The sequence below is a fragment of the Desulfovibrio litoralis DSM 11393 genome, from assembly GCF_900143255.1.
Taxonomy (GTDB): domain Bacteria; phylum Desulfobacterota; class Desulfovibrionia; order Desulfovibrionales; family Desulfovibrionaceae; genus Frigididesulfovibrio_A; species Frigididesulfovibrio_A litoralis.
In genome coordinates, this window is the sequence record NZ_FRDI01000007.1 from 78,980 (window position 1) to 105,697 (window position 26,718).

Consider the following 26,718-nt stretch of genomic DNA (forward strand, 5'->3'; position numbering starts at 1 on the left):
TTATAGAATATCAAGCTTTTACAACAAATAATATTTATAATTAGAATAAGGGCGAGCTTAAGACGTTAAAAATGCTTATTTTTGCCGAAAAGCGTGTTGAAATTCGGTGGCATACAAGCGAGAAAGGGCGGCCTCTTTTTCTTTTAAATGAGCGGGAAGTATTAAAAAGATAGTTTGTTTAACCAAATCTTTTGTGTCTTCTTCCAAGTTTAAGAGCGTGGTATAAATTATTTTTTGTTCTGGTTGACTCGCACAATAAACCGCAATAATTGGCGTTTCGTCGGGAAGTTTGGCTTTTTTTAGCTCTTCTTTCAATCTTTTTTGATGCCCCGCCGAAAGATAAATTGCCATACTGGTTTTATGTTGTGCAAGCAGGTGTAACTGTTCAGATTCAGGGCTTGGAGTGCGTCCTTCCAAACGTGTAAAAATAAGGCTTTGAGTTAATTCGGGTAAGGTAAAAGAAATACCTGCTGCTGCGGCGGCGGCAAAAGCCGAACTTACACCCGGAACAATTTCCCATCGAATATCTGCCCGATTAAGTTCACTAATTTGTTCTTGAATTGCACCATATAAACTTGGGTCGCCCGTTTGCACTCTGGCGACAAGTTTGCCCTCTTTGACTCCGTTTATCATAAGCTTGCAAAGTTCGTTTAAATCAAGCGAGGCGGAATTAATAACCGTTGCTTTCGGCGAAGCCCACATTAAAACTTCTTTAGGAACCAACGAACCTGTATATATAATTAAATCAGCCTGTTGAATTAGGCGTTGCCCTTTTACGGTAATGAGTTCGGGGTCTCCGGGACCGGCTCCGATAAAATAAACTTTATTGTTTAACATCTCTCTATACTTAGCTTTGAAGATAATAAATTGTTTTGCAAAAAGTAAGCGTTAAAATATAATTCGCATACCTCATTAAGACCATAAAAAAACTCTAATTTTACCAGAAAAATTAATTACCCAAAGGATAAACCAAAAATTCACGTCCGCCGGGCATGTGTTCGGAAATTTTCCTTGCCTCTTCTACTTCTTTTTTAGTTAAAATACGAACTGTTATCGGGCTATTATGTTCTTTTGACCAAGCTGTGGCTTTTGGTGAAAAAGTTAGGGCAAAACTCGCTAATTTTTGCAGGTCGCTTAAGTTTTCTTCGCCAAGAAGTCGACATACACTTAACGGAGCGGCAAAACCCACTATTTTAAACAAAAGATCAGCATCAGTCAGATATTTTAAAATATCTTGATTATCATATTGATTACGCCCGACACAAAACCATTGATCGGTCTCAAACGTGAGCGAAACCGGAAATTTATAGTCCAAAAGTTGATTCTCTTCATGGCTTTTAGCTTTATCATACCAATATTGGCGACCGAGGTTCGCCAGATAAAAATCACTGCTTTGGGGTTTTCCTAAGCGAGATATTAAATATCTGTAACGTTTAACATTTTCTTTTTCCGTCAACAAACAACCGCCGGCAGCATTAGGAATTGTTGTAATTTCGAGCTTTTTCGCCAAGGCTATTTGATCACTGCGCCCCCTACCATAAAATTTATGTAAAAGGTCGCGGTTAACTAGCCCGCTTTCTTCGGCGGCTATTGGTTTATAAGCTTGAACACATAAAGGACGCAAGAGTATATTTTCAACCTCTGCGTCTCTACGAATTATATGCAAGGTATCACTGCGTTGAGACATCGGGCGTTGTCCGACCACCTCTCCTGAAATAATAAACTCTGCGCCCAAGTTTTCCATAATTTCTTTTGCCTTGGAAAGCATCAATATTTTACAATCAACACAAGGGTTTAGCCCGCTACCAAAGCCGTGTTTGGGCTGATTTAAAAGCATTTCGACATATTCATCGCCGACATCAATGGTTTTAATTTTCAGCTTATAGAGGCGTTCCCACTCTTTAATTTTATGTGGTTTACCGAAAAATGGGCTATAAAAATGCAGACAAAGAACCGATAAGCCCTGTTCCATGATGGTTCTTGTTGCGACAATACTGTCTAAGCCTCCTGAAAACAGAGAGACAGCGTGATATTTTTGTGTTTTTGTCATGATAAAAAAAGAAAATTAAGTTGCGATAATTTCAAGGATGTTTTTGGGGAGTTTAAGCAAACAATACTTGAAAAGAACGTTGTAAAATAAAAACTCCGCAAGCAAGTTTTAGAGAAAGCCCGAAGAATTTACCCAAAAAGTTTCCAAAGGCAGCCTCGCGAGCTTCGTGTATAGGGCGGTCTTTAAACATTTCCACAGCCAGACAGCCAAGATAAGCACCCGCCAAGCCTCCTAATAAAGCTCCAAAACCGAGTAAAAATCCGGCACCCAAAACAGCACCGACTATAGAGCCGATAAAACCACCGAGAGACCCCGAACCAGAGCTTCCATATCGCTTTGAAGCAAAATATTGAGTAATAAATTCTAATACTTCACCGATAGTGGCAGCAATTATTGTTGCAATAAAAAAGTTTGTACTCAACGTCCAAGATGTTAAGCTAAACCATAATAACATCAGGGCGATAACAACCCAGTTACCGGGCAAGCTTAAAATATTTAGCAAATAAGCGATAATCAAGATAACAAAAAAGATAGTCGCAAAAAAAACGCTCATAATAATCTTCCAAACGAAAAATACAACATCACAACAAGCAAATTTTATTTTAAAAGTGCCTGCTATTACGTTGTAATTAACATATTATTTTTTATTGAGAAACTAAAAAAGGAGAAAAGCCTTTTACCATAAAAAATATTGATAATAAGCCACTTATAAAAACTCAAAGCCTTGTCTATTTTAAGCGATAAGTAATACGTCCGCGAGTTAAATCATAAGGCGATAGGTCAACTTTCACTCTATCTCCGGGTAAAATACGAATATAAAACTTACGCATTTTTCCTGAGATATGTGCTAAAACCACATGCCCGTTATCAAGCTCAACTCTGAACATTGCGTTTGGTAATGCTTCCTGTACAACGCCGTCAACTTCAATGGCATCTTCTTTCGCCATGTAAACTCCTGTTTTATCAATTAAGTAATGTATTAAATAATCAATTTATATTTTTATTAATCTCTGAATTATAGGGATTATTATTATTTTGTCAAACTATAATAAGCCGTTTATTTTTGCAATTTACGCATTAAAGCGTAACGAGAAATTCCAAGATAAGCGGCGGCTTTTGATTTATTTCCCTCAAATTTGTCCAAGGCGGCTTGAATAATTTCGTTAATATGAGCTTCGAGGTTAAACGAGGTTTCGGGAAGTTCAAGTTTATTATTTAATAATATTTGATCATTATTTGAATCTATTTGCTTTTTGTTTTGCTTTTCGCTTTGTGTGTTTTCTAAAAAATCAAGGTGTTCTGCTTCCAATAAAGAAGCGTCGTTTAACAAAACGGCTCTTTCTATAGCGTTTTCAAGCTCTCTAATGTTACCTTGCCAAGGATAAGAGGAAATAAGCTCTCTTGCGTTTTGACTTATACCTTTAAAATTTTTTCTTTTTCTTTTATTTTCACGTTCTAAAAAAAAGTTTGTTAAAACAAAAAGGTCTTCGGGGCGCTCTTTTAAAGAAGGTAAAACAATATGCCCGACCCGCAACCTATGATACAAGTCTCTTCTAAACGTACCTTTTTCCACAAGTTTTGCCATATCTCTGTTTCCGGCACAAATAACTCGGGCTTTAAACTCTCGTTTTTTTACGCCGCCCAAACGATAAAAACTACGTTCTTGCAAGACTCTCAAAAGTTTTGGCTGTAAACTCAAAGGCATTTCGGCAATTTCATCTAAAAACAAAGTTCCGTCTTCCGCTAGTTCAAGCTTTCCAACCATTCCGCCCACACGACTGCCGGTAAAAGCTCCCGTTTCATATCCGAAAAGCTCGCTTTCAAAAAGTTCATGGGGCATGGCGGAACAGTTTAACGCAATAAAAGGTTTGGTTGAGCCATTTTGTCCATAATGAATCAGTCTGGCAATAATTTCTTTTCCCGTGCCTGTTTCCCCTTCGATTAAGACGGGAACGCTAGGATTTTGATGAAAAACTTGAGTCTGGTCATAAATATCTTTCATTGCTTGTGAAGCAACAATAATATCTCCGATACCTTCAACCGCTTGAAGCCTTGATTTGATTTTGGCATATTCTTGACGTAGACTGGCGGTAGCTTCGCTTACCCTTTGCTCCATATTCTGTTTCAAATCTTTATTTTCAAAGCGTAAGGTTTGATGTTCCGCAACTTTTTCGGTAACAACCATCAATTCTTGAAGATTTATCGGCTTGTGCAGGTAATTATATGCCCCTCTGCGTAAGGCTTCAATAGCCGTTTCAGTATCAGCATAACCGGTCATAAGAACAATGTCGCTGTCTTTACTCACCGGGTGTTCTTTTAAAGCGGTCAATAACTCCAAACCGTCCATCTCAGGCATTCTTATATCGGTAATGATCAGAGGATAAAACTCAGAGGTGGCGTGAGCCAACGCCTCAACGGGTTTGTCCATAGCAACAATAGTGTGCCCGAGGTCGCTCAAGACAAGTTTTAAGCTCGTTAAACTAGCTTCGTTATCGTCAACAATTAATATTTTCATCTTTTTTATGCGTTAAAAATTGGTTGTTAAACTTAAATTGACTTAGAGACTATTACACAATAGTTTCTAAGTGGATTTTGCCATGAATCCACTCAAAAAACAAAATAAAGAGGCTAGTTCGGCTTTGCCTGGCAATAAACGTTTGAGGTTTTTCATGGATATAACCCTTTAAAATATAAAATCAAATTATTTTTTTTCGTAAAATTGCTTGTTTTTTGTGTCTTAAGACCTTTTACATTTTGGATCAGCAGAGTATATGAAGACGAAAAAGAACGTAAAACAAAGCCTTGTAATGGTCTTATTTTAGTATAAAAAACTATATTATGCTACAATATATATTGATATATGGCAATATAAGGTTTAAGAATAATTTTGTTCAAATATCTTTCTGTTTGCGATAAACAGCCTTCAAACTTGACACAAGACAATTAAAATTACACAATAACAAAAAATTACTCACTGAAAGGTTTTTTATGATATACTTTTTTAATAGATCAACACTGATTTTATTTGCGATTTTTTTATGTACAATCGTTTTTGTAAATGCAAATTCACAACTGGCTTTTGGACAAGAAGAAAGACCACCTGTTGAAGTTGGGGTTTACGTTGTTCGCCAAGAACCGCTTATTCTTACGACCGAACTTCCCGGGCGTACTTCCGCCTTTTTGATTGCCGAGGTTAGACCACAAGTTAGCGGAATAGTTCAGGCAAGACTTTATACCGAAGGTAGTGAAGTTAAGGCAGGACAAGTTTTATATCAAATAGACCCCGCAAGCTATCAAGCCGTTTATGATAGTGCAAAGGCAAATCTGGCGAGAGCGGTTGCTAACCTTAACGCCGCAAAGCCAAAAGCCAAACGCTATAAAGAACTTTTACAAAGCAAGGCAATCAGCAATCAAGATTATGATGATGTTATGTCGGCTTATAATCAAAGCGAAGCGGAAGTTGGGGTTGCTAAAGCCGCTTTGGAAAGTGCCAAAATCAATTTAAGCTATACGAAAATAACCGCACCAATCAGCGGACGCACAGGTAAGTCGGAAGTAACCGCCGGGGCTTTGGTTACGGCAAATCAAACTAATGCATTGGTAACAATTCAAAAAATTGACCCGATTTATGTTGATATTACACAGGCAAGCACAGCCATGTTACGCCTTAAAAGAGCCTTGGCTTCGGGAAAACTGGTTAGTGTTGCCGATAATGCCCAAAAAGCAAAAGTTCGCCTTTTATACGAAGACGGAACGCCTTATGAACATGAAGGAACCTTGCAATTTTCCGATGTAACGGTTGACCCGGCTTCTTCGGCAATTACTTTAAGGGCGATCTTTCCAAACCCCAATCAAGACTTGCTCCCCGGTATGTATGTCAGGGCGATTTTAGAAGAAGGAACGGACGAAAAAGCAATTTTAGCCCCTCAACAAGGTATAAACCGAGATAATAAAGGAAACTCAATCGCTCTGGTCGTTAATAAACAAGGCGTGGTTGAGGCTCGCATGCTTAAAATTTTAAAGAATATCGGAAATCGCTCTGTTGTTTCCGAGGGGTTAAATGATGGAGACCAACTTATTGTCGAAGGTTTTCAAAAAGTAAGACCCGGAGCGAAAGCCATAGCGGTTCCGGCGTCTGATGCGGTATATAAAGCCATGCAAAAAAAATAACTATGACCGCTACGTTTTTTAAGAACAGCAACAAACTTTAATTTTATCTCAGTTTGATTTTGATATTAATATGTGAAAAAATAATGACACTCGCCCAAAAACAAGTTACGGTGTGTGTCATTGTTTTTAACAGATAGGCTGGAATGAGGGTAATATGACAGAAACAGAAATAAGCCAACATATTCAAGAAGTTATTTTAAAAACCGTTTATAAAGAAGAAAAACAGAGAACGGAAGCCCTATATGACTTTTTGGCTTTAAGTATGCCCAATATCAGCGAAGACCAACTTAAACAACTTAGCTCTCTTATTCCTCAACTCTCTCAAGCTTTATACCTGAAATGGTCAAAACAATGTGCCGAGAGAATGCTTGAAACCGTTTCCAAACAACAGCTTATTGAACTTTGTCAACCTACAAAAGACAATGAGGCTGCGATCATTCTCGTTTATTTAATGTTTATGGAATCAGCACGCATGGAAAAAGAAATAAAAAAAGATTTATCCGAACAACAATTGCCCAATAATAACCCGGAGCTAACTGCCGCAATCAGTGCTTATATGCAAGCTCAGCTTTCTACTTTAAACCCAAAACAATAAAATATCGCCATGTCAAAATCAGTATTTTTTTATGACGCTCAAGATTATGAACTATTACAAATGGTTCAACAAGTATTGGCACAAAAAAAACAAAAAAAGTTTTTTGATAACGATATAAACAGAATAAAGAAAACGCCAAAACTGCTTGAAAGCGGTTTGCACCCTCACGGTATCAAAGAACTGGCGTTATCTCGTGAAATTCGTATAGCCAACTCGGTTATACAGCTACTTTATTCTTTGGAACAAGGGAAAATAAAAGATAGGTTAACGGCGTTAAAAGAACTTCATGATGAAGTATTATACAGCGATTCTACAAATTTTCGCTATAATACCGGGCGAGTCTTAATTCAAATCATGAAAGATTTGGTGCGTTCGTTTGATGATATAAGCGACCAAGATCAAAATATTTATAGCGAAAAACTATTGCGTTTGGCAAACAACTTTAGAAAGGCTGTTTCAGGACGCAGGCGAGAAATTAGAGCTTTGTTGTCTTATTATCACTTAGTGGAAATGCCTGAAACTTGGGATCAAATTACCTTTGATCATCATGTACACGACTCTAACAGTAAAGGACGAAAAACCCCGACCCACCTGATAATGGACGCATGGATCAAAGGGATTAGAACGCTCACGGTTATATATTATAATTATATCGAAGTGGCGGCCGCTCAAGAATTGCTTAGAGCCGCTAAAATTATAAATATTAATGTGCGGATAGGAATAGAGTATCGTGCCGTATTTTATAAAAGATATATAAGTCTGATCTGGGAACTTGGACATATCTCGGAAGAGCGAGACTTAATCGAATTTTTAAATAATCCGCCGGTGCGGCATATCATGCAGGAAGGAAAAGCCGCCTCAAGATATTATACCGATCATACTTTGATGTTGCTTAACCGCTATAATGTTCAACATAAGGCAGAAATAGAAAAGTGTTACGGAATAAACTTAGAGCTTATTAGCCCTCAAGAGTTTCTTGAGTTTATTGGCGGCGGACAAGCCTCGTTATTACATCTCAGCGAATTGATTAAACAAAAAATCTTGACGGCGTTCAGCAATAAATTGCCCGAGTTGCGTAATAAAATTTCCCACAACAGCCAAGAAGAAAATCGCAGATTAAGAAAACTTTGTGATGAAATAAATAGATTAAGTACAAACGATATTATTCAAAATTGGCTGTGTACGCAAAAAAACAGCGATTTGCCTAATCCGACTTTGCCGAAAACCGGTGATGACGTTCCCGAACTATTAAGTTTAAGTCCTAAAAAATTAGCCGGTTGGATCAACAACATCAACGGAAAAACAAACATTATCTTAAACCTTTGTAGTTTAAATGATGCTGATGTTTTAGAGTTGCTTTATGATTGTGAGGGAATGATTACCCATCTTGAGCTTTTTAATCTTAAGGAATATAAAGAGGCTGATTTACCAAGGCTTCAAGCCGTTAGCGATTTACAACAAGCAATTAATACGGGTAGTGCCGTTGCGATTAAGCGTTTAACTCGTTTTATTCTTCAAACGCAAGGGGATTGTCTTGATGAAAAACAAAACTCACGCTGCCAACACTTTAACAGTATTTTAAGAAATATCCCAAAATTGCAAGACTATTATAGAGATGCTCCGCTTATGACAACAATGGGAACAGACTCTATAGGAAGGGGTAGAGAGAACCACGGAATGGGCTTAGTCTTTCCGGAAACTTTACCCAAACGCTCTCAAAAATATATTGTTAACAGCATAAAAAAGAATACACGTTCCTTACTACCAATTAAAGCCCAAGTCTATTTTATCTTTAAATATTTTCCTGCAAATATTTTACCTTTTGGTGTTTTTTTAACGAGCTTGTTGAGAAAGTTACCGGGTTTTTCTTTTTTTGCGTACCGTAAAATACACGAATGGAAATCAAAACTCGAAACGGCACACTATGTTAAAGACAAGGGTAATATTGCCACTCTTGGCGGAAACCCCACTCTTGTTGAAAACGGTATTTATTTTAAAGAGCCTGAACTAAAAAAATTTGAAACTGATTTCCAATATACAAATACTTTTTTGGCAAATATAATCAAAGTATCAGTTGGGTTTTTGGCGGCTTTATTTAGTTTTTTATATACTCAAGACTGGTGGGTAATTGCTTGGCTTGGTGCCCCCATGTTTTTTGCGATTACTGTTTTCAGAAATATTTTGCAATCTGTTCTTGGCGGCGGAGGAATTAAACGCTCTCCTTTATTGCGTTGGAATGATTATGTCAGTTGGAACAGAATTTGTGATTCTCTTTTTTATAGCGGTCTTTCCGTTCCTTTATTAGAGCTTGTAATCCGCAGTTATATTCTTCAAGATAACTTTAACCTAACGGTCAGCAATAACCCGATTTTGGTTTTTAGTATTATTTCGGCGGCTAATGGTGCTTATATTACAGCCCATAATATTTATCGAGGGCTTCCGAAAGAAGCAATATACGGCAATATTTTTCGTAGTGTTTTGGCTGTTCCGGTCGCAATGTTGTATAACTTTATCATCTATAACTTTTTGGTTTTAATACAGTTTAATGAGGCTGTTTTGGTGGTTAACTATGGGTCGGCGGTTATTTCAAAAGCCGCTTCCGATACTATCGCCGGCGGAGTAGAAGGTTTTGCCGATGCTGTCAACAACTTGCGTTTAAGACGTTGGGATTATAATGCCAAACTAAAAGAGTTGTTTAAGTGTATGGCAAAGTTAGAGCTACTTTTCCCGGATAAAGAAGTTTTTGCTTTGTTGTTAAAACCTAAAGAGTTAATGCACTCTCTTGGCACGGAAGCTTCGGGGCTTGAAAAAATAATTATCGTTAATGCCCTAGATTTAATGTATTTTTGGATGTACCAACCTAGAGCCAGAACAATGTTGGCTAAACTGGTGGAAGAAATGACTGATGAAGAACGTACGACTTTTGCCGGAAGTCAGCTTGTTTTAATCAGAGAAAAAGAGATTTCAAGGCTTTTTGTTGACGGTTTGGTAGGAAAAAACTTTTCCAAAGCGTTATCATTTTATCTAGGCTTTTATAAAGAATATTTAGAAGATATGGAAAAACTAACCGGTATTAATTTACACTTAAAAACAAAACTGAATATTATATAAAAATTGTCCAGACCAAAAATTTTTAGTGTATTTTTTAGAGAAAAACAGATAAAAAATTTACTTTTTCTTTAAAATCAATGGTTTTGTGCCTTATAAATAAAAATTTCTATTGTTTAAGTTCAACTGGCTCAATTTTTGTGAGTATCGGCTTATCTTCGCCTAAGGGTTTAAAAACATAGATATAAACATAAGATGTTTTCTGTTCTGGCGTAATCGTCTTAGCTTTGGTGTAAAACTTATAGTTTGTACCGGCAACAACTTGAGTGGAAACTTTCAATGGTGTATATTCTACAGCAGCAGCCGATTGTAAGACTTGGTCAAAAACACGTTGGTCATCAGCAACTAAATTGCGTTCCGCTGAATATCCGCCTACAACTAGTTCAGCCTTGTTTATAGTTGACGGTTCTGGGTTAGCTGTTGTTTGTAAGGTGTGAAGAGGAGGAAAGAGTTTTTCTACAAGCTCTCTAATTTTTGTCTCACCCCTAACAAATTTGCCCATATTAACACCAGCACTGAGCGAATCATATTCCGCAAGGCCAATACGTCGTCCATCTTGGAGTACTTCTATTCGTGCATAAGCAAGGTAAAGCGCTAAGTCCCAACGCCATAACCCTGTATATGTTGAGGTGATTGCACAATTCTGCAGGCTATCTCCTTGGTGAACTACTTTAAAAAAATAACCTCGTTCACGTAAAACCTGTTGGTATGTTTGTAAAAACCCCTCTTTTACGTCTGGGTCTTCTACTATACAAATAGTTTTATCAGTCTGCACTGTAATGGGTTCAACAGTTTGTTTAATACTGCAAGCAGTAAGAAATAAAAGGCATACAAGAAAACTCAATTTAAAAGCTTTAGACATTGTTTGTACTCCTTAAACGGCTAAATTACGCCATTTTTAATTTCTTAAACTAAGTTGTATAGTGTTGAGAGAGTATAGATACCTCTAATATATTTAATTCAAATACATTTTGCAATACTTGTTATAGCTTTACCTTCTGTCTGGGTATTAGAGTGAAAAAATTGTTGGATTGAAAAGCCCAAACCTAAGACCAAAACAATTATAAGTATTTTTTTAGAGGTAGATTGAGTGTATTTTTAATAATTGCATTATTTTCATTTTCTATATTTTTTAAATTTAAACAACACATTTCATAATAAATAATAGTTATCTAAAACGCCAGATAAAGTTTTTTATTGGATTTTATCTAATTAATTCAAGATATAAACTCTCTTTTTTCCCAAAAATAAAACACTACCCATAAAGAATAGTGTTTTATTTTTTTGTTTAAATTACAATATGTTATATACAAACTATAGTGCGATTTTTTTAATAGCGTCCCATTTTAAGCTTTACTTCACCGGTCAACGAACCTTGAGCGTCAAACCCTGAGATTACAACGGTATAAAGGTTGCCCTTCCCTCCGCTACATGGAGGAAGATAGCCTGTTCCGGAATCCCATGCTTCTGAGGTAAAATTGCGTACAATCTGAAAGTTAGGAGGTAAATTGCTTACTTGACCCGGGAATGAAGGTATTACTACTTCAGACATTCCAGCCGTTGGTAATGTATAACTTATTATGCCATGTCCACCGTTTCTGAAAGCAGCTCTTGCCGTTTCATCACTAAATTTAAGTTCAAGACGTACTGTTGTATTAGGAATATTTGATACTTTTATAGAAGGGGCGTTACCCGGTCTTGAGTTAAATTTGTTACAAACTTCACCAGACGGAATTGTAGCTCCATTCCATGCAGAGTCAGCAAAAGAAGCTTGCAGTTGGGAATAATTCGCTGATTTTGGTGCTGTAGTAACACAAGCTGTTAACGCCAAACAAAACAAAAGGCTTAAAAGACGAAAATGTTTTAACATACAAACTCCCGTTAAAAGTTGATTTTTACTCAAAAAAAATACATCATTGAATATTAATGCTAACATATGCAAAAATAAATATCAATGTAAGACCATTGCAAAACTTAGTTTTGCGTGCTTTTTTTATCGTTTTATGTTCTGTAAGTGCATCACATAAAAAGTCTTAAGTAACAAAAACCACTCATTTTACAGGAAAATTAAATTTTACCTTTGTTTACCTTGTTTACCTTTGTTTCGTGCTGGCTGGCAACGCCAACCTAGTGTACTTATTCCTATCTTTTGGAGTGTCTTTTTGACGAAAGCCACAAGGAGACCATTATACAATAGTCTCAATAAGTTACTTTTTCCACGCTAACCAACATAAGGATTAAAATATCCAAAACTTAAGTCAGGAACAAACTTCTTTAAGCGTTTACAAAAATTATTTAAACCCATACAAGGACCAAATTCTAACCCTGACAATAAATTTAAGAAAAGTTCCGGGTCAATATTTAAGTTACGCATTTGAATAAGGTCAATTTTTTCTCTTTCCACTAACGCCAATAAAGCTTCAAATTCCAATTCGGTGTCAGTAATTCCCGGAAAAAACAATAAGTTTAAAGAAACAAAAAGCTTATGTTCTTTGGCAACTTTGATACTTTGACAAACATCATCTAAAGTATAGCCATTTGGGCGATAATAACGCTCATAAGTTGTGGGTCTTAAACTATTTATGCTCACTCTTATCGAGCTTAATCCGACCTTTGCTAATCTTTCAACCGCCATTGGTATAGACGCATTGGTATTGACATTAATTGTGCCTCTTCCGCCTTTTGAACGAAAGAGTTTAATAGCTTCTTCTAACAAAGGGGCTTCGGTTAAGGGTTCACCCTCACACCCCTGACCAAAAGAAAATATAGGTTCTTTCTTTTCTTGGCTGGAATGATGTTCCATAACTTCAACGAGCTCTAAAGCTGTTGGGGTAAATTGCAAACGATTTTGAGGGGTTGCACAAATTTTTGAACCGCTTTCTTGTTGAGAAATACAGCCAACACAACGAGCATTACACACCTTAGACGTCGGTAAAGGAGCTTCATAACGCCCTAACGCCAAGTTACGAGCCGCAGGACAGGCATAAGTCAAAGCACATTTTTCCATTAAATGTTGAATCAAGCGATTTTGCGGATATTTTTCAACTAAAGCCTTGGCACGTTTTTTTATGGTTTCATATTTTACCCCGGCAAAGACTTGGCGTTTACTCTCATCAGTCTTTTTTGCGGCAACATAAAAACGATCATTATCAAAACCAACAGCCCCATAAGCGAATAAAGGCAAGGTCGGTGCATCTTTTTCGCTTTTATAGGCGGCTAAGCCATTAAACGTATGTGCAGGGGCAGCAAAAGCCGCTACTGCCAACTCGCCGTCTTCAAATAAACTGACCATTTCGCCTGTATCGGGGTTTAAACCAAGCGGGCGACGTTTAGGTAAAAGAAATAATTCGCTCTCATCAGGCAAGGGCATAAGCTCATTAGGACGAGGAATGGCAAATTCATTACCTCGCCGAACCATCATCAATAAATCAGGGTGGTCATAAATATTACCACGGGCATCAGCCACAACTAAACGTGGAAGGATTGAAGAAGCTGCCATTATATAATACCTGCTGTTTCTAAATGCTGAATAATTTCATTTTCAAGTTGACCCGGAGTTTTAGTCGCATCAAGCACACGCCAACGCTTTGGCTCTTCTGAGGCAAGAGTTAAAAAGCCATTACGCACAGCCTTGTGAAAGGCGAGTTCTTCGGCTTCAAAGCGTCCTTCATGTTCGGTATTTTCTAGTTGATTGCGTTGTCTTGCACGTTTTAAACCGATTTCAGGTTCTAAATCAAATAAAAAAGTCAAATCAGGCACAAGATTATTTGTGGCTTTTTTGTTTAATTCTTTGAGTTCCGTAACACATAAACCACGTCCAAAACCTTGATAAGCCAAAGTCGAATCAACATAACGATCACAAAGCACAATTACGCCCGCCTCTAACGCAGGAGTAATCAAACTGGCGACATGTTCGGATCTATCCGCCAAATATAAAAACAATTCGGTATTCGAAGAAAGTTTACCTGTTTTAGGGTCAAGCAAAATACGCCTTAACTCTTTTCCAAGCTCAGAACCACCCGGCTCTTTGGTTAAGACATATTCGTAATCATTATCTACAAAGTATGCGGACAAAAGCTTTAAAGCCGTGCTTTTTCCCGCTCCTTCAATGCCTTCAAAAGTAATAAACATATCACACCTATAAACGTTAAAGAATAAAAAATATTTAGTTAAAAGAAAGGTTAAAAAGTTCTGCCGGGTTCATTTTAAATTGCAACATTTTTGCAGTCTCACGACCACTATCGCCGCCTTTTCTTTGTATAGTAATTTTTCCTATTTTGAAATTACCTTTTTGGGTGATTGATACTTCGTCTGAGATATAATGATTGATAACTATATTTATTGGCAATAATGCCCATTTATTAATGTCCTTAGAGAATATTACCAACATCCATTCAGCAGCAAATTTTCCACGCCCTTTTAAAATATCTGCTACAATCAAAGTTTTATTTTGTTCTAAAAAGTCTAAAATGAGAGCTTGCTCATTTTCTGCTAATTCAGTAGCAAACATTCTTCTTTTGTCTTTAATATTGTCTTTGTTGCGTTCTTTTTTCATCGCTTTAGGTGCTGTATACACATAGTATAAAACATCTTAAGGCAAAAAAACCACTCATTTCACAGAAAAATTAAATTTCCCCTTGTTTCAAGGGATACCCCGAAGCCCGCCTGTGGCTTTTATACTCATATTTTTTTGAACCTATTGGGCAATAGTCTCAAGATAAAACAATTAAGGCTATACTTTATTTATACCAAATCATATTGATATAAACAAAATATAGCCTTAAATAAAATTAACCGGCAAACTTAAATTGCCCTTTACCCAAAATATCATGAATATGCAACATGCCGATCAAGCGGTGAGCATCATCAACAACGGGTAAAACGGTAATGGCTTTTTGTTCCATAAGGTCTAAAAGTTCGGCAGCAAAATCAGTCTCTTTGGCAACACGAGGGTTTTGAGTCATCATACTGCTGATTGGTGCTAATAAATTTAAACCATCATGCACCATTTTTTTTCTAACATCGCCGTCGGTCAAAATACCAACCAAACGTCGACTTCCGTCAAGAATAAAAACAGCCCCCATATTACCACGATCAAGCACGGCAAGAGCCTCACCAAGCGAGCTGTCTTCACTGGCAATAGGTAATTTTTCCGTATTCATAATTTCACGGGCGTGCATTTTTAAACGTTGACCTAACGCACCACCCGGGTGAAAGCGTTTAAAATCAGCATCGGTAAAATCTTTTGTTTTCATAAGACTAACCGCCAAGGCATCACCAACCGCCAAAGTAACTGTTGTGCTGGTCGTCGGAGCGAGGTTTAAAGAACAAGCTTCTTTAGCAACACTGACATCAATAAAAATATCCGCACAATCAGCCAAAGGAGAACGAGGGTTACCCACCAAGGCAATGATTTTTGCGCCAATTTGTCGCAAAGGAGACATTATCGCCAATAATTCCGCAGTTTTACCGGAGTTAGAGATAGCAACAACAACATCTTTATCTAAAATAGAACCTAAATCACCATGAGCCCCTTCAACCGGGTGCATAAAATAAGCGGGTGTACCTGTTGAACTCAAGGTTGCGGCTATTTTTCGCCCGACCAAACCTGATTTTCCAAGACCGGTAATAGCAACACGCCCTTCACAAGAGGCTAATAAATTAACAGCATCAGCAAAAGAACGCCCCAAACGTTGACGCATTAGGCTTATACCGTCTATTTCCGCTTGTAAAACTTCTTTTCCGATAGAAATTATTTCTTCATCATCAATTTTTTTTATTATATCATTCATAATTAACTCCATTTCAAAGGATAATTTGCATCAAAACAGGCAGTGCAGTAATCTTTAGGTCTATTTAAAGTTTCTAACATGCCGGGAATAGAAAGATAACCTAAAGAATCAAGCCCAAGTTTTTGTCTAATTTCATCTGTTGAATATTTTGAAGCGATTAGTTCACCTTTAGAAGCAAAATCAACACCATAAGGACAAGACGCAATTACTTTCGGGCTACTTATGCGACAATGAATTTCTTTTGCACCAAGCTCACGCAGTTTTTTAACCCTAGTATCCATAGTTGTTCCACGCACAATTGAATCGTCAACAATAACAATACGTTTGCCTTCTATTACTTCACGCACGGGGTTAATTTTAATCCTAACGCTAAAATCACGCATATTTTGAGTTGGCTGAATAAAAGTACGCCCAACATAGTGGTTACGAATCATTGCATGTTCATAAGGCAAGCCCGAACCTTTGGCGAAACCGACGGCACTATAAATTCCCGAATCCGGAAACGGTAAAACCAAATCAGCATCAACAGGGTGTTCTTGGGCTAATTTCATGCCCAACGCCTGTCTTACCATATAAACATTTTGCCCGAAAATTAGGGAATCAGGGCGTGCGGAATAAACAAACTCAAAAATACAATGGGCTCTTTTGCGTTGTTCAGTCGGAATATCTTCATCAATCCAAAGGCTTCGCATATTTTTTTCATCAATAATCAAGACTTCGCCGGGTTCAACATCACGGATATATTTAGCTTCTATCAAGTCAAAAGCACAAGTTTCTGACGCAATAATGATGCTCTCTCCATATTGTGCCAAGGCTAAGGGTTTAAATCCAAAAGTATCACGCACAACATAAATTCTGTTTTTTATCATTAAAAGAAAACTAAACGCACCTTTTAATTGGCGAGCCGCCGCTAAAACAGCTTGTTCCTCAGACATTGTATGCAAATTTCGCACAATAAGGTGTAGGAATAATTCACTATCAGAATCACTTCGCAAAACACCGCCGTCATTTTCAAGCAGATCACGCAACTCTTGAGAGTTAGTTAACCCCCCGTTAAGAGCCGCCACCATGGTCGTTCCTTTATACTTAATAATAAAGGGGTCTACACAGCTTAAAAACGCCTGTTTTTCAGGTTTGGAACTAACGTGTCCGATGGCGATATGACCTTTAAGGTTGGAAATAAAATCATTTTCGGTAAAATTGCTTGATGCCAAACCAAAAACACGTTTATCGCTGATTTTGGTTCCGTCCCATGCAGTTATTCCGGCACTTTCCTGCCCTCTGTGTTGTTGTGCATAAAGCCCGAAATAAACTAACTTTGTTGCCTCTGTATGATTATATACACCCATTATGCCACAATATTCTTTCATCATCAGCCCCTATATTTATACCATCTGACTCACATGAAAACTTTGAGTATTTCAAAGAGTGATGTAGTTAACAACACTTGCATTAAAAAATGCCACTTCGTCCAAATTAAGACCATTACAAAACTCTGTTTAGAGTTCTTTTTTTTCTTTGCACCTTGTTTTTATACTGTTCTATGACCTGATTGGCAATAAAATTTTTTGTTGGTCTTTAGCTCTGTAATTAAGATTATTGCAAAACCATATTTTTTTCTCATAGTTTTAGATTCTGCATTCACATAACAGAAAACTTCTTTGTAAAAGGCTCTCGTAATTTCAGCTTTAAACCTTGTTCTAAAAGAAAAGCAACACACAAATATAAAAAAGCGGTTAAAAGCCAAATTTCAAAAACCAGATAAGTATCAGAAACAATAATTTGTGCTGTTTTAGTTAATTCCATAACAGCAATGGCACTAGCCAGAGAGCTGTCTTTAATTAAGGTAATCGCCTGATTTAATAAAGCAGGACGAGAAATTTTAAACGCCTGTGGAAACACGATTAAAAGTTCGGTTTGTACCTTGTTTAATCCAAGGCTATAGGCGGCCTCTCGCTGGCTATTAGAAACAGCACCCAAACCGGCCCGCATAATTTCAGAAATATAAGCCCCTTCAAAAAGACCAAGAGCCACAACCGCCGCGGTAAAACCCGAAACATTAAAATAATAAGATGCCATATAAGCTAAATAAAGTTGAACCAACAAAGGGGTATTTCTAATTAATTCAACATACAAAAAAACGCTCAAGCGACAAAGCGGACCGGCAAAAGAACGCAGTAAAGCACTTGAAATCCCTATTCCAAAAGCAATCAAAAACGCCCAAAACGAAAGTTCAAAAGTAACAAACAAACCATCAAACAACAGACCAAATTTAAAATAAAACTCATCTGTTGAAAAATTATATTCCGCAAGATAGCCAAACGCTTTTTGCCAGTGCCATCGATATCCGCTTTCCAAGGCTCCGTAAATAAAGAGATAACCGGATAAAAACAACATGAGACAATATAAAAGCCAATCAAGAAAAGAGGCTTTATTTCGCCGTCTAACATTTTTTGAGTTATTAAAAAAATCCATTTCAATATTGTGAGGTATAGCAGATAAGATAGCAAGTATTTTTTACGCTCAACCGATAAGATTTCGGATTATTTTACTCGAACAAAGACCATTGCAGAGCTTCGTTTTGCATGCTTTTTTATCATTTTATGATTCTGTACCTGATAGCATAAAATGCCTCACGCCACGAAACTATTAATTTTACAGGAAAATTAAATTTCCCCTTTGTTTCACACTGACAGACAAAGCAACTACAAGTAATAATTAGTGTTTTTAAGTATTTCTCTAACAAAAGCTACTATGAAGCTATTGTTCAATAGTCTTTAACAATAAAACCGGCGGCTTTTAAACGCTGAGGCGTAACAACTCCGCAACGTACAATTTCAAATTCGCTTGCATCGCCATTTGGACGAATAATTGTAGAAGGGGCTAAACCCGCAGGTTTTGGCCTGGGAATTATATATCCGGCTGTGGCATTTAAAAGTTCCGGAGCTAAAGTTTCCGGATCAATCACCGGACTTTCTCCGCTAAAATTTGCACTTGATGCCACTAAAGGACCAAGGCGTTTTGCCAATTCTTTTGCTTGTGGATGAGAGCTAAGGCGAACGCCAACCTCGCCGCTGTCTGCCGTAATTAATGAAGATACCCTTGCATGAGCAGGGAACAAGACGGTCAAGGCTCCCGGCCAAAAGAAGAGTTCCAACTTCATTAAAAAAGAGTCAAAAGCAGAAGGAAGCTTGGTTGTAAGCGTTTCTAACTGGTTCATATCTCCAATAATCAGAGGCAAGGCAGAAGTTGAGGGGCGTTTTTTTAATGCAAAAACTTTTTCCAACGCCTTTACATTATTGAACATACAACCCAAAGCAAAATAAGTTTCAGTCGGATATACCACAAGTTCGCCCGAACGCATTGCTGTGATAGCTGTATCCAAATCAAGAGCTTTAGACATAAAGTTAATCTAACTAATCTTGATACTTAAGCGGCAAAATTGCTTGTGTCGCAACAGAAAGATCAGGGTGTTTTTCGCCCATAGCCGCATACAGATTGGCAACAGCAATAGCGTAATCAGCCAAGGCAGAGGTATAAGACGCCTCAGCCGCACTCAATTTAGACTGTGCATCAAGTACGTCGGTAATCGTTGCAACTTGAGCTTGGTGTCTTGCGTCCGCCATGCGATAAGCTTCTCTGGCCTGAGTTAGCCCCTTGCGAGAAACATCTATTCGCTTACTGGCTTGATTTAATTGTAATAACTTTGATTTAATTTCAAAAGCAACTTCATTATGAAGGCTTGCCTGTTCTGCTCCGGCTTTACCTTCTAAATATTTTTGTTGGCGAAAAGTGTAATAAGTTCTGCCCCATTCAAAAACATTCCAGTCGGCCTGAATGCCAAGTTGCCAATTACTGTAACGATTGGGATTTTTTGCCGAACCGGCCGCCGCCATGCCCGTTCCTTCTGTTTGCCAACTCCAACTTGTATTAACTTGTGGATAAAAACCACTCGCCGCAAGTCTTGTATCTTCGCCTGAAATCTGAACCGCTTTTTGTGCGATATAAACATCAGGGCGTTGTCTATAGGCTCTTTCCAAACACTCTTCCAAAGAAAAAGGAAAAGGCACTTTGGCTAATGAACCAACATAGTTTACCTGATTTTTAATATTAATATTAAGCAAAGTATCAAGTCTGGCAATTATGGTTTCTTCGGCTTGTTTAGCTTGTAAAAGAATATCTTCGGCAGCCGCAACATCGACTTCTGATTGCAAAACGTCTAAGCGAGGGCGTAAACCGACGTCATAAAAGGCTTCCGAAACTTTAAGCTGAGACTGTAAGCGTTCGAGAGAGTCTTGAGCACTACGAATATTTTCACGAGTTTTAAAAAGGTTAAGAAAGTTCTGTTGCACATCAAGAATAAGTTGAATATCATTTCTATTTTTATCGGCTTCCGCACTCTCTTTAAGTAATTCTGATTTTCTATAACCCGATAAGGTCGCTAAACCGGCAAAAAGGTTTTGGCTAACCGTAGCAGAATAAGTAAAAACCGCATCATCTCTTTCCATTCCGCCGATACGCTGGGGGTGTTGAACTTGAGTATATCCGTAAGATGTTGAAAAAACCGGGCCAAAGGCACTGCGTGCCGCCTTTCTCGCCTGTTCTGATGAAAGAGCCGCTGATTCTTTGGCTTTTACACTGGGGTTTTCTTTTAAGGCTCTTAAAACCGCCCTTTCCATATCATATTCATCAACGCCAAGAGACGAAACTTTTGTACTTGACGGAGGCGTTACAGGAGTAAAATTTTTTCGTTTGTTTTTTTTCTGTTTATATTCGGCTTCGTATTCTTTTTCGCCAAGTTCGGCGTCTTCATAATTAATCAAGGGTTCATTGGCATAAGCGACTGAAAAAAATGAAAACAAAAAAAGACTTGTATATACTATGACAAAAGACAACAAAAATTTTGTAATATTCTTTTTATTAATCAACAACATACGAACGAACTCCTTAATATTAAACAAAAAACACATATAAAATATATCAATATATAATTTTATCGTAAAAGACAATGCTATATCCACAATAAATTGTTTTAAAATTTTAAATAGTGTATATAACTTTATTATAAAAGACAACACAACAAATCGGAGTAATAATATTTAAACTAAATAGACAAGATAAATCAAAGAGATAAAAAGAAAAACAATAAATCTGAATTTTAACTTAATTAAACTTGTTGACCGCAAAAAAACTATGGCTTAAGAAAACAAAGTGAGACTATTGCACAATAGGCTCAAAGTGGCTTTCGCGAGAAAGACGCTCCAAAAACCACAAATAATTTTCCTGTAAAATGAGTGGGTTTTGTGACTTAAGACGTTTTATGCTATGTGCATACAGAGCATAGAACGATGATAAAAGCACGCAAAACTGAGTTTTGCAATGGTCTTAAAGTAGAAAACATTTTATTGTGTTTTATTCAATAATCTCAACGGAGCCGATATGTACAATCTATATAAAGTATTATCTTGTTGTTTGGCTGTTTTTTTATTTAGCTTTGCGATTTATCCTCAAAACTCTTTTGGGGCGGAACAAATCGCAATAGACGTTCAAAAAAAATATGATTCCATGAAAAGTATGAAGGCAAGCTTTAAACAGGTTCTTTTCCATAAAGAAAGCGGAAACAAAGAAGAACGTACCGGTATTATAGAATTTAAAAAGCCTTTGCTTGTACGTTGGGAAACTTTTATGCCGTCTCCTGAACTTTTATTGGTAACAGACAAAGAAATTTGGAATTTCTTTCCTGATGAAGAGGTTGCTTATAAATATTCTTTAGACCTCGTTAAAGACCCTAAAAGCATAGTTCGAGTTATTACAGGTTTGGCAAGACTGGATCAAGACTTTGAGATTAAAGACGAAGGAATGGAAAACGGTTTGGTTAAGTTAAGACTTTATCCACATGAACCGGTTCAAGCATTTGTCGAAGGCGTTATCTGGGTCGACAAAAGCTCTTCGATAATTCGCCGCTTTAGAATAATGGACTTTTATGCGAATGAAAATGATATTTCTTTTACAGACCAAGAAATAAACCCAAGTATTAAAGACAAAGAGTTTCAATTTTCTCCGCCAAAAGATGCTCACATAGAAGACAGAACAGACGCAAAAACAACTCAAAAACCATTAATGCAGTAGAAATGAGACTATTGCACAATAGGCTCAAAGTGGCTTTCACTAGAAAGACACTCCAAAAACCACAAATAATTTCCCTGTAAAATGAGTGGTTTTTGTGGCTTAAGACTTTTTATGCAAAGTACGCAAAACGGAGTTTTGCAATGGTCTTAAAATAATAAAAAATAAAAGCCCTCTAATTTTATAGTTAGGGGGCTTTTTATATTTTATTGATTTTACTTAATTGAATCTATTATTTTATTGGCTCGCTTTTGGGGCTTTTTTCTTCTTTTTATGTGCCATAATTTTACGCACACCCCAAATTAACATAAATAATCCAACTAAAGCAGAAGCGGCAATTATTCCGGCGTGTTTATTCTCTTCTAAAAACTGACTGATGACTTCACCGAAAAAATAGCCGATACCTACAAAAGACAAGGCCCAAACTATTCCGCCGGTAATATTTAAAAGCAGGAATTTAAGATAACGCATTCCGCCCGTTCCCAAACAAATAGGAGTTACGTTTCTTACCCCGTAAACAAAGCGAAAACCAAAAGCCAAAAGAGTTTCATGTTTAATCATAATAGGCAAAACTTTTTCCGCACCTTTGTTAATCCAAGAAAAGCGTTGCAACAACCAAGGTCCTTTAAATTTCCCAAGACTGAACATCAGTTGATCGCTGATTCCGCTTCCGATAAAAGCCGCTAAAGCGACCCAGTACCACTTAAAAATATCGGGATATTGTTGCGACAAAAAACCGGCAATAATCACTATAGTTTCGCCTTCTAAAAAAGTTCCACCTAAAATCACCCAATAGCCATAGGTATTTAACGCTTTTAAAACTTCTTCTATATTTGTCATTAAACTTCCCCTTTATTACAATTAACAATAAGGTAAATTATTTCTTTCCTTTAACTCGATAAATAAAACAACTCAATTTATCTTATGAAAACTCTAGCAACCTATTAAAAAATAAGTTAATAACAATAACCACATCACAACCATAAGCTAAGAGTCAATATGTTAAAAGAAAAAAACGCTCACCAACCTTACTCAAGCAAAGAAGCAACGGAAGAAATCAATTTTGAACTTTGCAACTTTGTAGAAAACTTAATCTCTCAAGTAAAGGAGCTTACCCTTCAAAGCAATCAAGCTGATTGGTATTATATTACAATTTATAATAAAAAACAATTAATAAGAATACCCGGTTTCAACCCTTATCTTCCTTTGGCAAAATATGACCCTTTGTCTGTGCTTGTTTGTTTTGACGCTCGCACAACAAAAAATTTTGAGAAACTTGAAGAAGATTATCAAATAGTCGCTCAAAACTTTATACACAAAACCGAACACAGCCCCTTTGGAATGCTTTGGACGGGAATATATCCAAATATAGAAAGATGTAGGGGGTATATAGAAAATTTTTCACTGCCTCACCACCTTCTTCCGCTTAGTTTTTTCACTATCGCCAACACCGAGGCCAGAGTTTGGCAACCCGCCAAAAGGTTTGGTAATATCCAAAGAAAGAAAAAGAAATTTATTATATTTTAGCAAGATAACACACATAAAATTATTTTTAGATTTTTTCTAAATTTTATTGAAAAATAAAGTTATTTAGTGTATCAATATATTGCTAGTTAAATATTTTTTGGATGGATGATTATGAATAAAAATGCTGTAGTTTTAATTTTATCAGTCTTGTTTTTAGCCATGATTTTAGTTGTGGTAAATCAAATACTTTACTCCGGTTCTCCTGAGCCAACACTCGTTACTCAACAAAATACAACCGCTTTGACAACGTCGCTTGATTCTATTCCTTTGACCCCGGCTGATACAAATACAAACTCTACGGTTTCGCCTTCCACTATTCATAGCGCTGAAACCACTCCGCCGGCAAATATGACAAGCACACTTAATACCGCCTATAATAGCACAAATCAAAATAGCCTTACCTCGCAACCCCAAACTCAAACAGCTCAAACGACTACTCCACCGGTTCAAACACAGGTTCAAACACAAGCTCAAACAACTCAACCTCAAAAAACAGAAACAGCCCCAGTTTATAAAGAACCTGAAAAAACAGAGCCGATAAAAGTTAAAGAACCCGATAAAGCAAAGACAGAAAAAGAAGACAACGCCACTAAAAATACTCGCAACAGCGGACCGGCTCAAATTGAAAAAATTGGAATACACTTTGCCGATAAAAGAATGTTGTTAAAAGTTGTTGCCGACAGTGGCTTTGAAACAAAATGGTTTACTTTAACCGCTCCCGACCGTTTAGTTGTTGATTTTCCCGAACCTGTTAAAAATTTAACAGTACCGTCTGTTCCCAATAACCGCATTATTAAAAGTGCGAGAATAGGCAAACAACAAAAAGGTTATCGCCTCGTTTTAGACTTAAATGCTGCCGTTAAAGTACAGGCAAAAAATAATAAAGCCGGATTATTGGAAATATACATAGAAGAAAAATAACTTTTAATTTTTCTATTAACAACTTGAAAACATTCAAACTTTTATCCTGATATTTTGAATATACAAAAAGCAAAAAATTATCTTTAATTCTTCCAATATTTTCTCTTGAAATAAAAATAATTAAGGTTAATCATAATGCTTTAAGTATACTCTCTTAATCTCAACAGGATAATTTTATGAATACCTTTTATCGTGGTCGTCGTTTAAGACGCAACCAAGCTTTAAGAACGCTGATGCAAGATGTCAGCTTAAGTTCAAATGATTTAATAATGCCTTATTTTGTTGCTGATGTAGCCGAAAAAGAATTTTATAAGCCCATTAATTCAATGCCGGGGCAGGCACAATACAGCATTCATTCTCTGCTCAAACGTGTTGAAAAAGCGGTTAAAGCCGGACTAAAAGCTTGTATTCTTTTTGGCATTCCCTCAACTAAAGACAGTTGTGGTAGTCAAGGCTGGTTAGAAACAGGCATAGTTCAACGTGCGGTTAAAGCACTTAAAAGCGAGTTTCCTAACCTGATTGTAGTTACTGATGTTTGTTTGTGTGAATATACTGCTCATGGGCATTGTGGCGTTCTTTCTCCTAATGGTGAAGTTTTAAACGACCCGACTCTTGAGTTGTTAAGTAAAGTCGCTTTATCACACGCAATAGCAGGAGCGGATATTGTAGCACCTTCTGATATGATGGACGGCAGAGTCGCCGCTATTCGCCACGCACTAGACCAACAGGGTTTTGAAAACTTAGCGATTATGTCTTATGCCGTAAAATATGCCTCTTCTTTTTATGGCCCATTCAGAGAAGCCGCCGAATCAGCACCACAATCAGGCGACCGCAAAAGCTACCAAATGGATTTTGCAAATTCCAGCCAAGCATTATTAGAGGCGGAAGCTGATGTGAATGAGGGCGCCGATATATTGATGGTTAAGCCCATTGGTGCTTACCTTGACATATTGCGCTTGTTGCACGATAATTTTAGCCTGCCCCTAGCGGCGTATCAAGTCAGCGGAGAATACTCCATGATTAAAGCGGCCGCAGAAAAAGGCTGGATTAACGAAGAAGCTGTTATATTAGAATCGCTTATCGGCATAAAAAGAGCCGGAGCAAGCTTAATTTTAAACTACTTTACCGAAGAATTACTCTTAAAAGGCTTGGTTAAATAAAAAATGTCTCACCCTTCATCTCCTCACCACCCAATCAATACACAAGATCACTCAGAAAAAACTCAGGACAGCCCAAAATGTCCACATGCTCATGGGAATCAAGCACATAACTCTCACCCACATGGACAAGCACACCCTCACGCACAACATAGCCATTTAGCCGGTTCTCAAGCTAAAACGTTAGAAGACGGTACTCCCGCTTTACGCCTTATCGCTTGGGAAGTAACTCGTTCTTGTAACCTCGCTTGTAAACATTGTCGTGCGGAAGCTCATAGAGAACCATATCCCGGCGAATTTGATACTGCCGAAGCCAAAGCCCTGATTGATACGTTTAAACAAGTGGGTAATCCTATTATTATCTTTACGGGCGGCGAACCTATGTTACGCCCTGATATTTATGAATTAATAAGCTACGCCAACAACCAAGGGTTACGTTGCGTTATGGCACCAAACGGTACTTTAATTACCCCAGAAACGGCTCAAAAAATGAAAGCCGCCGGGGTGCAGCGTTGTTCTATTTCTATCGACGGCCCTGATGCTCAAAGCCATGACGAATTTAGAGGCGAAAAAGGTGCATTTGAACAAGCTTTAAGAGGTATTAGCTATTTAAAAGAAGCGGGTATTGAGTTTCAAATTAACTCGACTGTAACCAAAAATAACCTCGCTAATTTTAAAGATATTTTTCATCTAGCGGATAAATTAGGTGCCGTCGCTTGGCATATTTTCTTGCTTGTTCCGATGGGGCGTGCGGCCGGATTAGCTGACCAAGTAATTACGCCAACAGAATATGAATCTGTTTTAAATTGGTTTTATGATTTTAGAAAACAAACTAAAATGCACCTTAAAGCCACTTGTGCACCGCATTATTATCGCATTATGCGTCAGCGTGCTAAAGAAGAAGATGTTGAAGTAAACGCCGAAAACTTCGGCATGGACGCTTTTACTCGTGGCTGTCTGGGTGGAACGGGCTTTTGTTTTATTAGTCATACTGGTCAAGTACAACCTTGTGGTTATCTTGAGTTAGATTGTGGAAATGTCAGAAAAACACCATTCCCTGAAATCTGGCGTAATTCAAAACACTTTAAAGAGTTTCGTACCCCTGCTGATTACAAAGGTAAATGCGGTGTATGCGGATACCACAGAGTCTGCGGTGGTTGCCGTGCGAGAGCGTATTCCATGTCGGGCGATCATCTCGCCGCCGAACCTTTATGCACTTATGTTCCTCCAAGACATAAGTTGTAGGTAACATCTATTAATTTATTATTTTTT

General features: G+C 37.4%; 24 protein-coding genes. 8 read left to right on the forward strand and 16 right to left on the reverse strand.

Annotated features, from left to right (window positions below; translation table 11 throughout):
- Positions 1–75: 75 nt before the first annotated feature.
- The 5 genes from cobM to BT999_RS08240 all read right to left on the reverse strand — a co-directional run bounded on the left by cobM (position 76) and on the right by BT999_RS08240 (position 4,565).
- Complete coding sequence (cobM, locus tag BT999_RS08220; protein ID WP_072697307.1) at positions 76–837, reverse strand: precorrin-4 C(11)-methyltransferase; 762 nt, start codon at positions 835–837, stop codon at positions 76–78.
- A gap of 112 nt (positions 838–949) precedes the next feature.
- Positions 950–2,050, reverse strand: coding sequence for an adenine nucleotide alpha hydrolase family protein (locus BT999_RS08225; protein ID WP_072697308.1), 1,101 nt, complete (start codon positions 2,048–2,050; stop codon positions 950–952).
- 52 nt (positions 2,051–2,102) lie between these two features.
- Positions 2,103–2,603, reverse strand: coding sequence for a DUF456 family protein (locus BT999_RS08230; protein WP_072697309.1), 501 nt, complete (start codon positions 2,601–2,603; stop codon positions 2,103–2,105).
- A gap of 175 nt (positions 2,604–2,778) precedes the next feature.
- Positions 2,779–2,997 carry a translation initiation factor IF-1 gene (infA, locus tag BT999_RS08235; RefSeq protein ID WP_072697310.1) on the reverse strand — a complete coding sequence of 73 codons (219 nt, stop codon included), beginning with the start codon at positions 2,995–2,997 and terminating at the stop codon, positions 2,779–2,781.
- Between the two features lie 110 nt (positions 2,998–3,107).
- Positions 3,108–4,565 carry a sigma-54-dependent transcriptional regulator gene (locus tag BT999_RS08240; protein WP_072697311.1) on the reverse strand — a complete coding sequence of 486 codons (1,458 nt, stop codon included), beginning with the start codon at positions 4,563–4,565 and terminating at the stop codon, positions 3,108–3,110.
- 473 nt (positions 4,566–5,038) lie between these two features.
- Here BT999_RS08240 and BT999_RS08245 point away from each other — a divergent pair, with 473 nt between their 5' ends.
- The 3 genes from BT999_RS08245 to BT999_RS08255 all read left to right on the forward strand — a co-directional run bounded on the left by BT999_RS08245 (position 5,039) and on the right by BT999_RS08255 (position 9,926).
- Complete coding sequence (locus BT999_RS08245; RefSeq protein ID WP_072697312.1) at positions 5,039–6,220, forward strand: efflux RND transporter periplasmic adaptor subunit; 1,182 nt, start codon at positions 5,039–5,041, stop codon at positions 6,218–6,220.
- A gap of 154 nt (positions 6,221–6,374) precedes the next feature.
- Complete coding sequence (locus tag BT999_RS08250) at positions 6,375–6,815, forward strand: hypothetical protein (protein WP_072697313.1); 441 nt, start codon at positions 6,375–6,377, stop codon at positions 6,813–6,815.
- A 9-nt stretch (positions 6,816–6,824) separates the two neighbouring features.
- Positions 6,825–9,926, forward strand: a complete 3,102-nt coding sequence (locus BT999_RS08255) for a hypothetical protein (protein WP_072697314.1) — start codon at positions 6,825–6,827, stop codon at positions 9,924–9,926.
- 106 nt (positions 9,927–10,032) lie between these two features.
- On the opposite strand, the gene BT999_RS12530 is transcribed toward BT999_RS08255, so the two are convergent.
- The 10 genes from BT999_RS12530 to BT999_RS08305 form a co-directional block, all read right to left on the reverse strand.
- The gene (locus tag BT999_RS12530; protein ID WP_072697315.1) at positions 10,033–10,785 is read right to left on the reverse strand and encodes an Sbal_3080 family lipoprotein; all 753 of its coding nucleotides are present in this window, start codon (positions 10,783–10,785) and stop codon (positions 10,033–10,035) included.
- Between the two features lie 468 nt (positions 10,786–11,253).
- Complete coding sequence (locus BT999_RS08265) at positions 11,254–11,793, reverse strand: hypothetical protein (protein WP_072697316.1); 540 nt, start codon at positions 11,791–11,793, stop codon at positions 11,254–11,256.
- A gap of 351 nt (positions 11,794–12,144) precedes the next feature.
- Positions 12,145–13,422: a radical SAM family protein gene (locus BT999_RS08270; RefSeq protein ID WP_072697317.1), complete on the reverse strand. Its 1,278-nt coding sequence runs from the start codon at positions 13,420–13,422 to the stop codon at positions 12,145–12,147.
- Entirely contained in the window at positions 13,422–14,054 is a 633-nt protein-coding gene (gene tmk, locus BT999_RS08275) for a dTMP kinase (protein WP_072697318.1), read from the reverse strand. The genes BT999_RS08270 and tmk overlap by 1 nt, the downstream gene beginning before the upstream one ends.
- Before the next feature lie 34 nt (positions 14,055–14,088).
- Positions 14,089–14,478: a PDDEXK family nuclease gene (locus tag BT999_RS08280; RefSeq protein WP_072697319.1), complete on the reverse strand. Its 390-nt coding sequence runs from the start codon at positions 14,476–14,478 to the stop codon at positions 14,089–14,091.
- 235 nt (positions 14,479–14,713) lie between these two features.
- Positions 14,714–15,715: a KpsF/GutQ family sugar-phosphate isomerase gene (locus tag BT999_RS08285; RefSeq protein ID WP_072697320.1), complete on the reverse strand. Its 1,002-nt coding sequence runs from the start codon at positions 15,713–15,715 to the stop codon at positions 14,714–14,716.
- A gap of 2 nt (positions 15,716–15,717) precedes the next feature.
- The gene (purF, locus tag BT999_RS08290) at positions 15,718–17,085 is read right to left on the reverse strand and encodes an amidophosphoribosyltransferase (protein WP_342741879.1); all 1,368 of its coding nucleotides are present in this window, start codon (positions 17,083–17,085) and stop codon (positions 15,718–15,720) included.
- A 271-nt stretch (positions 17,086–17,356) separates the two neighbouring features.
- Entirely contained in the window at positions 17,357–18,190 is an 834-nt protein-coding gene (locus BT999_RS08295; RefSeq protein ID WP_072697322.1) for an amino acid ABC transporter permease, read from the reverse strand.
- 292 nt (positions 18,191–18,482) lie between these two features.
- Entirely contained in the window at positions 18,483–19,118 is a 636-nt protein-coding gene (locus tag BT999_RS08300; protein ID WP_072697323.1) for an L-threonylcarbamoyladenylate synthase, read from the reverse strand.
- Positions 19,119–19,131: 13 nt separating this feature from the next.
- A complete protein-coding gene (locus BT999_RS08305) occupies positions 19,132–20,649 on the reverse strand; it encodes a TolC family protein (RefSeq protein ID WP_072697324.1) in 1,518 nt (505 codons plus the stop codon).
- Between the two features lie 505 nt (positions 20,650–21,154).
- Here BT999_RS08305 and lolA point away from each other — a divergent pair.
- Entirely contained in the window at positions 21,155–21,844 is a 690-nt protein-coding gene (gene lolA / locus BT999_RS08310) for an outer membrane lipoprotein periplasmic chaperone LolA (RefSeq protein ID WP_072697325.1), read from the forward strand.
- 234 nt (positions 21,845–22,078) lie between these two features.
- Here lolA and BT999_RS08315 read toward each other — a convergent pair whose 3' ends face one another.
- Positions 22,079–22,681, reverse strand: coding sequence for a DedA family protein (locus tag BT999_RS08315; protein WP_072697326.1), 603 nt, complete (start codon positions 22,679–22,681; stop codon positions 22,079–22,081).
- Between the two features lie 159 nt (positions 22,682–22,840).
- Here BT999_RS08315 and BT999_RS08320 point away from each other — a divergent pair, with 159 nt between their 5' ends.
- From BT999_RS08320 to ahbD, 4 genes are all read left to right on the forward strand, one after another.
- Positions 22,841–23,368, forward strand: coding sequence for a nitroreductase family protein (locus BT999_RS08320; protein WP_072697327.1), 528 nt, complete (start codon positions 22,841–22,843; stop codon positions 23,366–23,368).
- A gap of 111 nt (positions 23,369–23,479) precedes the next feature.
- Positions 23,480–24,289 (forward strand): AMIN domain-containing protein, encoded by an 810-nt coding sequence (locus BT999_RS08325; protein WP_072697328.1) that lies wholly within the window; start codon positions 23,480–23,482, stop codon positions 24,287–24,289.
- A gap of 176 nt (positions 24,290–24,465) precedes the next feature.
- Positions 24,466–25,449 (forward strand): porphobilinogen synthase, encoded by a 984-nt coding sequence (gene hemB / locus BT999_RS08330; RefSeq protein WP_072697329.1) that lies wholly within the window; start codon positions 24,466–24,468, stop codon positions 25,447–25,449.
- Positions 25,450–25,452: 3 nt separating this feature from the next.
- Positions 25,453–26,691 (forward strand): heme b synthase, encoded by a 1,239-nt coding sequence (ahbD, locus tag BT999_RS08335; protein ID WP_084650659.1) that lies wholly within the window; start codon positions 25,453–25,455, stop codon positions 26,689–26,691.
- Positions 26,692–26,718 lie beyond the last annotated feature (27 nt).

What these genes read in the sequence shown, in the direction of transcription:
- cobM (WP_072697307.1), bottom strand. Translation starts at nt 837, where the DNA reads ATGTTAAACAATAAAGTTTATTTTATCGGAGCCGGTCCCGGAGACCCC.
- BT999_RS08265 (WP_072697316.1), bottom strand. Translation starts at nt 11,793, where the DNA reads ATGTTAAAACATTTTCGTCTTTTAAGCCTTTTGTTTTGTTTGGCGTTA.
- BT999_RS08270 (WP_072697317.1), bottom strand. Translation starts at nt 13,422, where the DNA reads ATGGCAGCTTCTTCAATCCTTCCACGTTTAGTTGTGGCTGATGCCCGT.
- BT999_RS08245 (WP_072697312.1), top strand. Translation starts at nt 5,039, where the DNA reads ATGATATACTTTTTTAATAGATCAACACTGATTTTATTTGCGATTTTT.
- BT999_RS08240 (WP_072697311.1), bottom strand. Translation starts at nt 4,565, where the DNA reads ATGAAAATATTAATTGTTGACGATAACGAAGCTAGTTTAACGAGCTTA.
- infA (WP_072697310.1), bottom strand. Translation starts at nt 2,997, where the DNA reads ATGGCGAAAGAAGATGCCATTGAAGTTGACGGCGTTGTACAGGAAGCA.
- BT999_RS12530 (WP_072697315.1), bottom strand. Translation starts at nt 10,785, where the DNA reads ATGTCTAAAGCTTTTAAATTGAGTTTTCTTGTATGCCTTTTATTTCTT.
- BT999_RS08315 (WP_072697326.1), bottom strand. Translation starts at nt 22,681, where the DNA reads ATGACAAATATAGAAGAAGTTTTAAAAGCGTTAAATACCTATGGCTAT.
- tmk (WP_072697318.1), bottom strand. Translation starts at nt 14,054, where the DNA reads ATGTTTATTACTTTTGAAGGCATTGAAGGAGCGGGAAAAAGCACGGCT.
- BT999_RS08295 (WP_072697322.1), bottom strand. Translation starts at nt 18,190, where the DNA reads ATGGATTTTTTTAATAACTCAAAAAATGTTAGACGGCGAAATAAAGCC.
- BT999_RS08255 (WP_072697314.1), top strand. Translation starts at nt 6,825, where the DNA reads ATGTCAAAATCAGTATTTTTTTATGACGCTCAAGATTATGAACTATTA.
- BT999_RS08325 (WP_072697328.1), top strand. Translation starts at nt 23,480, where the DNA reads ATGAATAAAAATGCTGTAGTTTTAATTTTATCAGTCTTGTTTTTAGCC.
- BT999_RS08300 (WP_072697323.1), bottom strand. Translation starts at nt 19,118, where the DNA reads ATGTCTAAAGCTCTTGATTTGGATACAGCTATCACAGCAATGCGTTCG.
- BT999_RS08285 (WP_072697320.1), bottom strand. Translation starts at nt 15,715, where the DNA reads ATGAATGATATAATAAAAAAAATTGATGATGAAGAAATAATTTCTATC.
- BT999_RS08225 (WP_072697308.1), bottom strand. Translation starts at nt 2,050, where the DNA reads ATGACAAAAACACAAAAATATCACGCTGTCTCTCTGTTTTCAGGAGGC.
- purF (WP_342741879.1), bottom strand. Translation starts at nt 17,085, where the DNA reads ATGAAAGAATATTGTGGCATAATGGGTGTATATAATCATACAGAGGCA.
- BT999_RS08305 (WP_072697324.1), bottom strand. Translation starts at nt 20,649, where the DNA reads ATGTTGTTGATTAATAAAAAGAATATTACAAAATTTTTGTTGTCTTTT.
- hemB (WP_072697329.1), top strand. Translation starts at nt 24,466, where the DNA reads ATGAATACCTTTTATCGTGGTCGTCGTTTAAGACGCAACCAAGCTTTA.
- BT999_RS08250 (WP_072697313.1), top strand. Translation starts at nt 6,375, where the DNA reads ATGACAGAAACAGAAATAAGCCAACATATTCAAGAAGTTATTTTAAAA.
- lolA (WP_072697325.1), top strand. Translation starts at nt 21,155, where the DNA reads ATGTACAATCTATATAAAGTATTATCTTGTTGTTTGGCTGTTTTTTTA.
- BT999_RS08320 (WP_072697327.1), top strand. Translation starts at nt 22,841, where the DNA reads ATGTTAAAAGAAAAAAACGCTCACCAACCTTACTCAAGCAAAGAAGCA.
- BT999_RS08230 (WP_072697309.1), bottom strand. Translation starts at nt 2,603, where the DNA reads ATGAGCGTTTTTTTTGCGACTATCTTTTTTGTTATCTTGATTATCGCT.
- ahbD (WP_084650659.1), top strand. Translation starts at nt 25,453, where the DNA reads ATGTCTCACCCTTCATCTCCTCACCACCCAATCAATACACAAGATCAC.
- BT999_RS08280 (WP_072697319.1), bottom strand. Translation starts at nt 14,478, where the DNA reads ATGAAAAAAGAACGCAACAAAGACAATATTAAAGACAAAAGAAGAATG.